Genomic DNA, 13,696 nt, shown 5'->3' with positions numbered 1-13,696 from the left:
GGTTCGCTCGCTCACGAGGCAACCTTAACGACGACCGTCGCGGCGAACTTGTCGTGGAGGCACTGCTGCCAGGGCTTGTCCCAGAGCTGCCAGAAGCCGTCGACGTAGCTCAGGCCGGGGACCAGCGAGCACGCCAGGTACTGCACGAGCCACCGGCGGCCGGCCATCCGCCGGTCCAGCGTGCGGTTCGGATCGATCGGCACCACGCGCAGCTTCATGATCTTCTTGCCGAGCGTCTGGCCGCCGCGCTTGAGGTACTCCACGTGGTAGAGCCAGTAGAGCCCGAGCAGCACCACGACCAGTCCCAGCTCCGCCAGCAGGAGCGGCAGGAAGAAGTCGGTGAGGAAGGTGGCCGGGTCGGGCTCCACGAGCGTGCCGTCCGGGTTGGTCCGGGTCATCTCGCTGAACATCTGCCACCACAGGACCAGGAAGACCGGCATGAACAGCACCATCGACACGACACTCGCCAGTGCCGTGTCGATGAGCCAGGCCAGCAGCCGGTCACCGAAGCTGGCCAGCGGCTGGCCGCCCGGGCTGAGCGCGGGCTGGGCGACCGGCCAGTGCGGCGGAGGGTACCCGGGTGGGGCGTACTGCGGCGGCACGCCGTACCCCGGTGGGGCCTGGTGCGGCGGCACGCCGTACCCCTGGGGGTGTGGGCCGGGCGATGGCGCGACGCCGCCGGCGGCGGGCGGAGGCCCACCGACCGGCGGCGTCGGGTACGACGGAGGCTGCGTCACGCTCGACAGTGTTACAGGTTGCCGCGCGCTTCCTGCTCCCGCTCGATGGCCTGGAAGAGCGCCTTGAAGTTGCCCTTGCCGAAGCCCAGCGAGCCGTGCCGCTCGATCAGCTCGAAGAAGACGGTCGGGCGGTCCTGCACCGGCTTGGTGAAGATCTGGAGCAGGTAGCCGTCCTCGTCCCGGTCGACCAGGATCTTGCGCTCCTTGAGCTGCTCGATCGGCACCCGCACGTTGCCGATCCGCTCCCGCAGCTCCGGGTCGTCGTAGTACGAGTCGGGCGTGTCCAGGAACTCGACGCCGGCGGCGCGCATCGCGTCCACGCTGGCCACGATGTCGTTGGTGGCGACGGCGATGTGCTGGGCGCCGGGGCCCTGGTAGAACTCCAGGTACTCGTCGATCTGCGACTTCTTGCGGGCGATGGCCGGCTCGTTGAGCGGGAACTTCACCTTGCGGGTGCCGTTCGCGACGACCTTGCTCATCAGCGCCGAGTAGTCGGTGGCGATGTCGTCGCCGACGAACTCCGCCATGTTGGAGAAGCCCATCACCCGCTTGTAGAACTCCACCCACTCGTCCATGCGGCCCAGCTCGACGTTGCCGACCACGTGGTCGACGGCCTGGAAGAACCGCTTCGGCTGGATGCCGGCGTCGATCATGGGTTGCCGGTCGACGATCGGGCCGCGGGCCACGAAGCCGGGCAGGAACGGGCCGCGGTAGCGGGACCGGTCGACGAGGGTGTGCCGGGTGTCGCCGTACGCGGCGATGGAGGCCATCCGGACGGTGCCGTTCTCGTCGGTCACGTCGTGCGGCTCGACGACGCCGGTGGCGCCCTGACCGACGGCGTGCGCGTACGCGGCGTCGACGTTCGGCACCTCGAGCGCGATGTCGCTGATGCCGTCGCTGTGCTTCGCCACGTGCTCCGCGCCGTCGGCGTCCGGGCGCACCGCGCCGGTCAGCACGAACCGGGCCGAGCCGCTGGTCAGCACGTACTGGGCGTGGTCGCGGTAGCCCTGCTCCGGGCCCCGGTACGCCACGCAGGTCATCCCGAACGCGGTGGAGTAGTAGTGCGCCGCCTGCTTGGCGTTGCCGACCAGGAAGTGCACGTGGTCGAGCCCACGGACGGGGAACGGGTCGTGGCTGATGTCGTGGTCGACAGCGCCGACGAGCCGGTCGATGTCGACGTCCTCCGTCGACTGGGGTCGGTCGATCGCCTGGGTCATGGTGGCCTCCCTCGCGTACCGGCCGGCCTCGTGGGCCGGTTCCTGACCGAAGGATCGCGGGGCGGGCACCGGGTGGGCAACTGTCGACGTAAATGCTGGTCAGGTTGCGCATTCGGTATGGTCTGAACCCATGAGAGGTGAGCAGGCTGTACAGCTCGACGCGCTCGATGTCCGGTTGGTCGAACTGCTCGCCGAGGAGCCGCGGATCGGGGTGCTGGAGTGCTCCCGGCGGCTCGGCGTGGCCCGGGGCACCGTGCAGGCACGGCTGGACAAGCTCGTCGAGCGGGGTGTCATCCGGGGCTTCGGTCCGGAGATCTCGCCGGCCGCGATCGGCTTCGGGGTGACCAGCTTCGTCACGCTGGAGATCAGCCAACGGCAGGGCCACGACCCGGTCACCGCCCACCTGGCGGCGATCCCCGAGGTGTTGGAGGCGCACACCATCACCGGCTCCAGCGACCTGCTCTGCCGGATCGTGGCCCGCTCCAACACCGACCTGCAACGGGTCATCGACCAGATCGTCTCGTTCGCCGGCATCACCCGCGCGTCGACGATCATCGCCCTGGCCGAGCAGATTCCCTACCGCACGCTCCCGCTGATCCGCAGCGCCGTCCGATCTGAAGGAAGGGCACCTTCCTAACGCTTGCGGTAGAGGAAGGGCCCCCTGTTAACACCTCCGGCCGCAGAAAGCGCGGCGACACGGCGGCGCGGGCATACGGAAGATCCGTGATCGTGGCTACGGTGTGCGGGTGGCGAAGGGGAGCGTGCGCGTCGGGCTGCTGGCCGGCCTCGCTGTGGTCGTCGCCCTCGCCGCCACCGGCGTCTGGAATCCATTCCCCGGCATCTGGGACTGGGTGGACCGCAGCGAACCCATCTCCGAGCCGGACGTGGTCTGGCAGCAGCGGGTCGGCGGCACCCCGCGCAGCGTGACCATCGCCGGCGACACCGTCGTGGTCGAGCAGCGCACCCGGGTGGAGGCCCGCAGCCTGGCCACCGGCGCCCAGCTCTGGGAACGCAAGGCGGACTGGTCGGCGGTCGCGGGTGGCGACCGCGATCCGGTCGTCGCCGTGGGCAAGCTCCTGGTCAAGGGGTACGAGCTGCTCGACCCCACCACCGGTGCCGTCCGACGGCGCGACGACGACGCGGTGGCCGTGTGGACGTACCGGAACCTGCTGCTGGACGCCCGCTGCACGGACGCCACCGACTGCACGCTGAGCGCGTGGGACCCGCGCGGCACCAAGCCACTGTGGACGGCCTTCCTGCCCGGGGTGCACAGCGGCCTGCTCGCCGACAACCCCGGCCTGCGCGGCACCCGCCGGCTCACCGCCACCCGAATCGACGACGGAGTGGCCGGGGCCGAGGCGGCACCTCCGCTGCTGGGCTTCCCGGTCGACGGCCGGGTGCACGTCGTCGACACCGCCACCGGCCGGGTGTTGCAGAACGTCGAGCCCGGCCGGGACGAGCGGCTGTCGGTGGTGGGCGGCCGGATGCTGCGGATCGCCGCCCGCTCCCAGGACGGCACCTGCTACTTCGCCATCTCCGCGCGGGACCCGGCGACCGGGCAGGAGGCGTGGCAGCGGGCCGGGGTCAACCTGCGCACCGCCGACACCGCCGGCTGCGTGCAGCGCGAGGACCCGCAGGGCGCGCGGAACGTGTTGATCGGCGTCGGCCCGGACGGCCGCGAGGCGGTCATCGACGGGTACGACGGACGGCTGCTCTGGGTCGGCGAGGCCAGCACCAAGCTCGTCGCCGTCGACGACCGCTACGCGGTGTTCCGCTCCGCCGACAAGCGCTCGGTGGTGTCCCGTGAACTCGGCGCCGACAAGGTGCGGTGGACCAGGCCGGCCAGCGCCAAGGCGGGCGCGGCGCTCACCCCGTACGCGGCGGTGCTCGCCGACGAGAAGCCGTCGCGACTGGTCGCCCTCGACCCGCGCACCGGGCGGGAGCTGGCCGTGCTGCGGACCTCCGCGAACGCCCTCGCCGTCGGCTCGCAGGGCATGATCATCGGCGAGGGTCGGGAGATCGGGTACGTCCGCTTCGGCGCCACGCCCGGCGCCCCCGTCCCGCAGCCGGGCGACGGCGGCAACCCCGGCCCGGGCGGCACCCGCCCGGGGTCGGGGGACGGCAACGGCGACTGCGGGCCCAAGGGTGAGTTGTGCACCGAACCGGACGGCGGCAAGGACGGCTGAGCGGGCGCGACTTCGGGGCGCTGAGCGCTGCCGACCTCGGCGGATGAGAGCGGCGTCCCAGACCCAGCCCGGCGGGTGGGAATGATCGACCGGTCTGCCCTAGGCTTGCCGCTCATGAGCAGTGCCGCCGCATTCTCGTACGCCCCCCTGCTGCCGACCGGCCCCGACCAGACGGACTATCGCCTGGTCACCGACGAGGGCGTGGACGTCGTGCACGGCCCGGGGGGCCGTCGTTTCCTCACCGTGGAGCCGGCCGCGCTGACCGCGCTGACCGCCGAGGCGATGCACGACATCGCGCACTTCCTGCGCCCCGCGCACCTGGCGCAGCTCCGGGCGATCATCGACGACCCGGCCGCGTCGTCGAACGACCGGTTCGTCGCGCTGGACCTGCTGCGCAACGCCAACATCGCCGCCGGCGGGGTGCTGCCGATGTGCCAGGACACCGGCACGGCGATCGTGATGGGCAAGCGTGGCCGGCACGTGCTGACCGACGGTGCGGACGCCGAGGCCATCTCCCGGGGCGTCTACCAGGCGTACACGAGGCTCAACCTGCGCTACTCCCAGCTCGCCCCGCTGACCATGTGGGACGAGCGGAACACCGGCAGCAACCTGCCGGCCCAGGTGGAGCTGTACGCCGAGGACCCGGACGGGCACCCGGACGCGTACAAGTTTCTCTTCATGGCCAAGGGCGGCGGCTCGGCCAACAAGTCGTACCTCTACCAGGAGACGAAGGCGCTGCTCAATCCGACGCGGATGATGCAGTTCCTGGAGGAGAAGCTGCGGCTGATCGGCACTGCCGCCTGCCCGCCGTACCACCTGGCCATCGTCATCGGCGGCACCTCCGCCGAGTACGCGTTGAAGACCGCGAAGTACGCCTCCGCGAAGTACCTGGACGCCCTTCCGACGCAGGGCTCGATGAGCGCGCACGGCTTCCGGGACCTGGAGCTGGAGGCCGAGGTGCTGGAGCTGACCCGTAACTTCGGCATCGGCGCGCAGTTCGGTGGGCGCTACTTCTGCCACGACGTACGGGTGGTGCGGCTGCCCCGGCACGGCGCGTCGTGCCCGGTGGCAATCGCGGTCTCCTGCTCGGCGGACCGACAGGCGGTTGCCAAGATCACCCCGTCGGGCGTGTGGCTCGAGCGCCTGGAGACCGACCCGGCGCGGTTCCTGCCGGACGTCACGGAGGATGCGCTCGATGCCGAGATGGTCGTCCGGGTCGACCTCAACCGGCCGATGGACGAGATCCGGGCCGAGCTGTCCAAGTACCCGGTGAAGACCCGCCTGTCGTTGTCCGGCCCGCTCGTCGTGGCCCGGGACATCGCCCACGCCAAGATCGCCGAGCGGCTGGACGCCGGTGAGCCGATGCCGCAGTATCTGCGCGACCACGCCGTCTACTACGCCGGCCCGGCGAAGACGCCCGAGGGGTACGCCTCGGGCTCGTTCGGCCCGACCACGGCCGGCCGGATGGACGCGTACGTGGAGAAGTTCCAGGCCGCCGGTGGCTCGCAGGTGATGCTGGCCAAGGGCAACCGGTCGGGTCAGGTGACCCGCGCCTGCCAGCAGTACGGCGGCTTCTACCTCGGCTCGATCGGCGGTCCGGCGGCCCGCCTCGCCCAGGACTGCATCAAGCACGTCGAGGTGCTCGAATACCCGGAGCTGGGCATGGAGGCCGTCTGGAAGATCGAGGTGGAGGACTTCCCCGCCTTCATCGTGGTCGACGACAAGGGCAACGACTTCTTCGCCGAGGTCACCAAGCCGGTGCTCACCATCGGCCGCCGCTGACCTCTCCGTCCCGCGCAGCGGCGCCTCTCGCGTCGGTGGTCGGACTCCGTCGAGCTGTGACCGTCGGACTACGCTGCTGGTCGGTGTGTGATCGACGCGGGAGAGTAGATGCGGTTCGGGATCCTGGGGACTCTGCGTGTCGGTGGTGGGTCCACCGTCACGGCAGGTCGGGACCGGGTCGTGCTCGCGATGCTGCTGCTGCGTGCCGGCCGGCTGGTGCCGGTCGACGAGTTGGTCGACGCGGTCTGGGAGGAGAGCCCTCCGGCTACCGCCCGTGCCCAGTTGCAGACGTGTGTGTCGCGGCTGCGGCGTCGCCTCACCGAGCTGGGATTCGCCTCGGGGACCATCGTCACCGACCCTGCCGGTTACGGCGTACGCATCGATCCCGCCGACCTGGACGCGAACCTGTTCACCCGGGGGGTGGAGGTGGCGCGGGCGGCGGGCGCGGCCGGTCGTCTGGTCGACGCCCGTACGCACTACCGGGCGGCGCTGACTCTGTGGCGGGGCCCGGCGCTGGCGGGCATCGCCAGCCGTAGTGTCCGTCGTCGGGCGCAGACGCTTGACGAGCAGCGCCTCACGGTGCTTGAGGAGTGCGTCGACGTCGAGCTGCGCCTCGGGCGGGCCGCCGAGTTGATCGAGGAGTTGACCGAGAGCGTCGAGGTGTACCCCTCGCGGGATCGACTGCGAGGGCAACTGATGCTCGCGCTCTCGTCGGTGGGTCGGCAGGCCGCCGCGCTGGCGGTCTACCGGGAGGGCCGTCGGTTCTACGCCGACGAGTTGGGCCTCGAACCGGGCGGCGCTCTGCAGGAGTTGCACCAGCGGGTGCTGGCCGGTGACCTCGCGCTGGCCGGCCGGGAGGTCCGGTCGGCGGCCCCGGTGCGCTCGCTGCCCCGGGCGATCGGCGACTTCACCGGCCGGCAGCAGACGTTGACGCGCCTGCTGAAGGACGTGGAGGCCGGCGCACGGATCCAGCTCATCGACGGCATGGCGGGCAGCGGCAAGACCACGCTGGCGGTGCACGTCGCGACTGTCCTCGCGGAGAGCTATCCGGACGCTCAGCTCTACATCGACCTGCACGGGCACAGCGAGCGCACCCCGTTGACGCCGTCGGCGGCGGTGGCGACCCTGCTACGGCAGCTCGGTGTTCCCGCCGACCGGGTGCCGACGAGCCAGGACGACCGGTTCGCGCTCTGGCGCACCGAGCTGGCCGGTCGGCGGGCCCTGCTGGTGCTGGACAACGCCGCCACGGCTGGCCAGGTGACACCGCTGCTGCCCAACGGCTCGCACTGCCTGGTCCTGGTCACCAGCCGTCGCCGGCTGGTCGGCGTGGACGAGGGACGGCCGGTGTCACTGCCGGTGCTCGACCGGGACGAGGCGGTCGAACTGCTCGAGCATGTGGTCGGCTCCGACCGGGTTGCCGCCGAGCCGGAGGCGGCAGCCGAGATGGTGCGGCGCTGCGGTCACCTGCCACTCGCGATCCGGCTGGCCGGCGCTCGCCTGGCGCATCGGCCCCGCTGGCGCATCGCCGACCTCGCGGAGCGGCTGTCGAGTCGACCCGACCCGCTGGCCGAGCTCGAGGCGGGCGACCGGTCGGTGGGCCGGGCCTTCGCTCTGTCGTACGCCCAGGTGCCGCCGTCGGCGCAGCGTGCGTTCCGGCTGCTGGGCCTGCACCCGGGGGTACGGTTCGACACCCCGGTCGCCGCCGTGCTCGCCGAGCTGTCCCTACCCGACGCGCAGGATCTGCTGGACGAGCTGGTCGACGCGCACCTGGTCGAGGAGGCGGAGCCGGGTCGGTACCGGTTGCATGACCTGGTCCGCGAGTACGCCCGGACGTTGGTGGCTGATCCCGAGAGGGCAGCGGAGCGGCGGGAAGGCACCGAGCGGTTGCTCGATCACCATCTCCAGGTCGCCACGGCAATCGCTCGCAGGCGGGAACTCTCCGCCGCTCGTCCGCTGCTCGTGGTGGCGGAGCCGCTCCGCCCCGACCTGGCCGCGACAGTCGCCGAACAGGGCAGAGCCTGGCTCGACGAGAACATGGCCCTGTGGCCCGCGCTGGTCCGCCTGGCCGAGACGGAGAGGTTCCTCAGCTATTGCTGGCAGTTGGCCAGGGCGGGCTGGTACGCCCAGTTCGAGAGCGGTCGTCTGGACGAGCTGATCGAGACGCACTCCACGGGACTGCGGGCCGCGGAGGATCTGGGCGACGAGAAGGCGGTGGGAACGCTGCTCAACTATCTCGCCTCGGCTCTCTACCGGCTGGGTAGCTTCCCCGAGGCGATCCGGGTGATGGAGAGGTCGCTTGAGATCTTCCGCCGGCTCGGTCTGCGTCGCGAGTACCGCAACACCCTCGGCAACCTGGGCATCTCGTATGCCGCCAACTTCGAGTTCCACCGGGCGCTGGAGGCCTACGACGCCGCCCGGGAGTTGGCGACACGGATGCGCGACAACGAGGCGTTGGCGAACGAACTCAACAACCTGTCGATGACCCTGCTGTTGTGGGGCTGGCTCGACGAGGCGGTGCGCGCGGGCCGCAGGCACCTGGGCATCGCCCGCGAGCTCGGCGACCCGCGCCGGATCGCCAATGCCCTCGGGCACCTGGGGATGGCGCGGCACCGGATGGGCGACCTGGCACCGGCCGACCGGCTGCTGCGTGCCTCGCTGCGCTTGAAACGACAGGTGGGCGCCCGGTTCGGCGAAGGCGAGGTGCTTAACGAGATCGGGATGATGGAGCGGGAGGCTGGTCGCCCGGAGCGGGCCGCCGAGCTGCACCGCGCGGCGCTCGTCGCGATGACCGACGTGGGCGACCGGACCGCCCAGTGCGGCACGCGGAACCTGTTGGCCCGGGCCATCCTGGACCAGGGGGACGTGTCCAGCGCCCTCGACCTGCACCGCCGGGTGCTCGCCGACGCGACCCAACTGGGCGCCCGCTACGAGCAGGGCCGGGCCCTGGAGGGCATCGGCCGGTGCCTGCGTACGACGGACCCGGCGGCAGCACGCACGCACCTGACCCGGGCGCTGTCCCTGTACCGGCAGATCGATGTGCCGGACCGGCACGAGGTGGAGCAACTGCTCGCCGACCTTCGCTGACCGGTCGATTATGCGGCGAGGCGCCAGGCTTCCGCCTGACGCCTCGCCCGTCGGTAGCACCTCCACCGACATCGGTACGCCCGCCCGCTGGGGGGTGGGACGGTCGCACCGCCCCCGTCGGATGTCGTCACCGGCAACCTTGGACCAAGTCTGCGGTGCACCCCACTCGATCCGCTCTCAGATCACTATCACCGGACCGCGCCGACCTGTGACCGCCGGACTACGCTGCTGGATGTTGTGAACACGGGGGAGCAGATGCGGTTCGGAATCCTGGGGCCTCTGCGCGTCGGCGGTGGCGAGTCCACCGTCACCGCGGGCCGGGACCGGGTGGTGCTCGCGATGCTGCTGCTGCGTGCCGGTCGGCTGGTGCCGGTCGACGAGCTGATCGACGCGGTCTGGGAGGAGAAGCCTCCATCTACCGCGCGAGCACAGTTGCAGACGTGTGTGTCGCGGCTGCGGCGCCGCTTTGTCGACCTCGGGCTGTCTCCCGAGATCATCGTGACCGACCCGGTCGGGTACGGCGTGCGAATCCTGCCGACCGACCTCGACGCCGAGGTCTTCGCTCGGGCGGTCGATGAGGCCCGGTCGGCCGTCGCCGCCGGCCGGCCGAGTGAGGCGCGTGAGCGGTTCCGCGCCGCGCTGGCGCTCTGGCGGGGAATGGCCCTCAGTGGAATACCGAGCCGCAGCGTCCGTCGGCGCGCGCAGACGCTGGACGAGCAACGCCTCACCGTGCTGGAGGAGTGTGTCGAGGTCGAGTTGCGCCTCGGGCAGGCCGCCGATCTACTCGACGAACTCAGCGAGAGCGTCGACCGGCATCCGCTGCGGGAGCGTCTGCGCGGCCAGTTGATGCTCGCGCTGTCCTCGGTGGGCCGGCAGGCTGACGCGCTCGCCGTCTACCGGGAGGGTCGGCGGATTCATGCCGACGAGCTGGGCATCGAGCCCGGTGCCGCATTGCACGAGGTGCACCAGCGAATACTCGCCGGTGACCTGGCGCTGACCGGCCCGGAGGAGCGGTCCTTCACCCCGGTCCGAGCGCTACCCCGGGCCATCAGCGATTTCACCGGACGGCAGGAGACGGTCGCACGGCTGGTGAAGGAGATCGAGGAGGACGACGCCCGGATCCAGCTCGTCGACGGCATGGCGGGCAGCGGCAAGACCACGCTTGCCGTGCACGTCGCCAACGCGCTCGCGGACCGCTATCCGGACGCGCACCTCTTCATCGACCTGCACGGGCACAGCGAACGTGAACCGGCGCCGCCGGCCGCTGCCCTGGCCGCACTGCTGCGCCAGCTCGGTGTCCGTGGGGACCGCATACCGGCCGACACCGACGAACGCGCGGCCCTCTGGCGAAGTGAGCTGTCCGGACGGCGGGCGATCGTGGTGCTCGACAACGCTGCCAGCGCCGCCCAGGTCGCCCCACTACTACCCAATGGCCGGGACACCCTGACCTTGATCACGAGCCGCCGCCGGCTCGCCGGCTTGGACGGCGGCAAGCCGTCGTCGCTGGCGGTGCTGGACCCCGACGAGGCCGTGGAGTTGCTCGGCCGGGTGGCGGGCGTCGAGCGGGTTGCCGCAGAGCCGGAGGCGGCGGCCGAGGTCACCGGCCGTTGCGGGTACCTGCCCCTGGCGATCCGACTGGCCGGAGCCCGGCTCGCCCACCGGCCCCGGTGGCGGGTCCGCGACCTGGCGGACCGGCTCGGCACCGGACGCGACACCCTGACCGAGCTGTCGGCCGGCGAACGCTCCGTCGGGCAGGCCTTCGCCCTGTCGTACGCACAGCTCGACCTCGAACAGCAGCGGATGTTCCGGCTGCTGGCGCTGCATCCCGGGGGTCTCTTCGACGACCGGTTGGCGGCGGCGGTCGTGGACCTGCCGCTGCCGGCCGCCCAGGACGTGCTTGACGGTCTCGTCGACGCGCACCTCATCGACGAGCCGGAACTCGGGCGCTTCCGTTACCACGACCTGATGCGCGAGTACGCCCGACAGTTGCTGGAAACGGGTGAGACCGCAGCACGACGGAAGGCCGCCCTGGTGCGGCTCCTTGATCATCACCTACATGTGGCTCACGCCGTCACCAGCCGGATCGAGCCGGTGGCCAGCCGATCCGCGCTGGTGCTGCCGGAGCCTCCACGAGCTGATCTGGTGCGAGCAGCGGCGTCGGATGGCGTCGGCTGGTTCGACGTCAATCGGGCCGCACTGCCGGCGCTGGTGCGGCTGGCGGCCACCGAGGGGCATCTCGAACGGTGCTGGCAGCTGGCCCGCACGTCCTGGTTCTACCTGTTCTCGCACGGCCACCTGGACGAGTTGGTGGATACGCACACCGTCGCACTGCGCGCCGCCGAGCAGCTCGGCGACGCGGGGGCCGTCGCCACCGCGCAGAACTACCTGTCCTCGGGCTACTTCCGGCTCGGTCGGTTTCCGGAGGCCATCGAGCTGATGGAGGTCGCGCTCCGGTTGCGTCAACGGCTCGGCGACCGGCGTGGTGAGGCCACCGTCCGCCGTAATCTGGCCATCGCGTACGGCGCCAACTGGCAACTGGCTCCCGCCATGACCCACTCCGCCGCGGCGCTGGCGCTGGTCTCCGGCGGCGACCAACCGGCGGAGGTCATCGCGATGCTCAACAACCAGACGCTCCTGCTGCTGGCCTCGGGCCGCTATCCGGAGGCGCGGCTGGCCGCGCGGCGTCAGATGCGCCTGGCCCGCGAGATCGGCGACATGAACGGCCTGTGCTACGCCCTCGGTCACCTCGGCGCGGTGCGGGCCCGGCTCGGCGACTATCCGGGTGCGCACCGGTTTCTGCGGCTGGCCTTGCATTTCAAGCGCCGTCAGGACAACCGCTTCGGCGAGGGTGAGGTCCTCAACGAGCTCGGCACCATCGAACGGATCCTGGGCCGGCCGGAGGCCGCCGCGATGTTGCACCGCGAGGCGCTCGCCGCGGTGACCAAGTCGGGAGACCGCGTCGCCGCCTGCCTATCGCTCAACCTGCTGGCCCGTGCGCTCCTCGACCAGGGCGACGTTCCCAGCGCACTGGACCTGCACCGGCGGGTGCTCGCCGACGCCATCCGGTTGGACGCCCGGCACGAACAGGCCGGGGCGCTGGACGGTATCGCCCGCTGCCTGCGGGACACCGATCCGGCCGCCGCCCGGTCACACTGGCTCCGAGCGCTGGCGGTGTTCACCCAGATCGACTCGCCGGAGCAGCACGAGGTGGAGCGGCTGCTGGCCGAGTTGGGCTGACGGATCATCTGCGCTTCGGCGGCGGGCGCGGCAGGATGGTACGCGTGACGACTCCAGAGGCGACCGGTTACCGGATCGAACGCGACTCGATGGGCGAGGTGGAGGTGCCCGCCGAGGCGCTGTGGCGGGCGCAGACCCAGCGCGCGGTGCAGAACTTTCCGATCTCCGGCCGGGGCATCGAACCCGCCCAGATCAAGGCCCTGGCCCAGATCAAGGGCGCGGCGGCCGAGGTCAACGGCGAGCTTGGCGTGATCGACGCCAACGTGGCCGCCGCGATCGCCGCCGCCGCCGCGCACGTGGCCGACGGGGGGTACGACGACCAGTTCCCGGTCGACGTCTTCCAGACCGGTTCGGGGACATCGTCCAACATGAACGCCAACGAGGTGATCGCGACCCTGGCGAGCCGGGAGCTGGGCTCGCCGGTGCACCCGAACGACCACGTCAACGCGTCCCAGTCCAGCAACGACGTGTTCCCGTCCTCGATCCACCTGGCCGCCACCCAGTTCATCGCCGAGGACCTGCTGCCGTCGCTGACCCACCTCGCCGAGGCGCTGGAGGGCAAGGCGGCCGAGTTCGAGACGGTGGTGAAGGCGGGGCGTACGCACCTGATGGACGCCACGCCGGTCACCCTCGGACAGGAGTTCGGCGGGTACGCCGCCCAGGTCCGCTACGGCATCGAGCGGTTGCAGGGCTCGCTGCCCCGGCTGGCCGAACTGCCGCTGGGCGGTACCGCCGTGGGTACCGGGATCAACACGCCACTGGGCTTCGCCGCCGCCGTGATCGGCAAGCTGCGCGAGTCGACCGGGCTGCCACTGTCGGAGGCCCGTAACCACTTCGAGGCGCAGGGCGCCCGCGACGCCCTGGTGGAGACCTCCGGGCAGCTCCGCACCATCGCGGTGGGCCTCTACAAGGTCGCTAACGACATCCGCTGGATGGGCTCCGGCCCCCGGGCCGGCCTGCGGGAGCTGCGCATCCCCGACCTCCAGCCCGGGTCGTCGATCATGCCGGGCAAGGTCAACCCGGTGGTCGCCGAGGCGATGCGGCAGGTCTGCGCCCAGGTCATCGGCAACGACGCGACGGTCGGGTTCGCTGGCTCCCAGGGCGACTTCGAGCTGAACGTCATGCTCCCGGTGATGGGCCGCAACCTGCTGGAGTCGATCCGGTTGCTGGCCGCCGCGAGTCGGCTGTTCGCCGACCGCCTGGTGGCCGGCCTGGTCGCGGACGCCGAGGTCTGTCTGGCGTACGCCGAGGGCTCACCGTCGATCGTCACCCCGCTGAACCGCTACCTCGGGTACGACGAGGCCGCCTCCATCGCCAAGGAGGCGCTGGCGAAGCAGGCGTCGATCCGTGAGGTCGTCATCTCCCGGGGTCACGTCGACTCCGGCAAACTTACCGAGACCCAGCTCGACGAGGTGCTCGACCTGCTCCGGATGACTCATCCCTGACCCGCGCC

Annotated in this window: 8 protein-coding genes; 6 read left to right on the top strand and 2 right to left on the bottom strand. The window is 71.3% G+C overall.

Annotated elements, in window-relative coordinates; translation table 11 throughout:
• Positions 1–11: 11 nt before the first annotated feature.
• Together ABZ272_RS17570 and hppD are read right to left on the bottom strand one after the other, a co-directional pair.
• Positions 12–737, bottom strand: coding sequence for an RDD family protein (locus ABZ272_RS17570; protein WP_355050978.1), 726 nt, complete (start codon positions 735–737; stop codon positions 12–14).
• A gap of 11 nt (positions 738–748) precedes the next feature.
• Entirely contained in the window at positions 749–1,954 is a 1,206-nt protein-coding gene (gene hppD, locus ABZ272_RS17565; protein WP_355050977.1) for a 4-hydroxyphenylpyruvate dioxygenase, read from the bottom strand.
• Between the two features lie 130 nt (positions 1,955–2,084).
• Between hppD and ABZ272_RS17560 the strand changes: the two genes are divergently transcribed.
• The 6 genes from ABZ272_RS17560 to ABZ272_RS17535 all read left to right on the top strand — a co-directional run bounded on the left by ABZ272_RS17560 (position 2,085) and on the right by ABZ272_RS17535 (position 13,688).
• Positions 2,085–2,591, top strand: coding sequence for an Lrp/AsnC family transcriptional regulator (locus ABZ272_RS17560; RefSeq protein WP_355050976.1), 507 nt, complete (start codon positions 2,085–2,087; stop codon positions 2,589–2,591).
• A gap of 136 nt (positions 2,592–2,727) precedes the next feature.
• Positions 2,728–4,140 (top strand): PQQ-binding-like beta-propeller repeat protein, encoded by a 1,413-nt coding sequence (locus ABZ272_RS17555; RefSeq protein ID WP_355051024.1) that lies wholly within the window; start codon positions 2,728–2,730, stop codon positions 4,138–4,140.
• A gap of 114 nt (positions 4,141–4,254) precedes the next feature.
• A complete protein-coding gene (locus ABZ272_RS17550; RefSeq protein ID WP_355050975.1) occupies positions 4,255–5,922 on the top strand; it encodes a fumarate hydratase in 1,668 nt (555 codons plus the stop codon).
• 108 nt (positions 5,923–6,030) lie between these two features.
• On the top strand, positions 6,031–9,006 hold the full coding sequence (locus tag ABZ272_RS17545; RefSeq protein WP_355050974.1) for a BTAD domain-containing putative transcriptional regulator: 2,976 nt from the start codon (positions 6,031–6,033) through the stop codon (positions 9,004–9,006).
• Positions 9,007–9,261: 255 nt separating this feature from the next.
• The gene (locus ABZ272_RS17540) at positions 9,262–12,243 is read left to right on the top strand and encodes a BTAD domain-containing putative transcriptional regulator (RefSeq protein ID WP_355050973.1); all 2,982 of its coding nucleotides are present in this window, start codon (positions 9,262–9,264) and stop codon (positions 12,241–12,243) included.
• A 35-nt stretch (positions 12,244–12,278) separates the two neighbouring features.
• Complete coding sequence (locus tag ABZ272_RS17535) at positions 12,279–13,688, top strand: class II fumarate hydratase (RefSeq protein ID WP_355050972.1); 1,410 nt, start codon at positions 12,279–12,281, stop codon at positions 13,686–13,688.
• Positions 13,689–13,696 lie beyond the last annotated feature (8 nt).

Origin of the sequence: Micromonospora sp. NPDC005979, from assembly GCF_040614415.1 — a bacterium.
Lineage (GTDB): Bacteria > Actinomycetota > Actinomycetes > Mycobacteriales > Micromonosporaceae > Micromonospora.
Note: the sequence above shows the minus strand (reverse complement) of the source record. Positions and strands in the feature narration are given on the sequence as shown.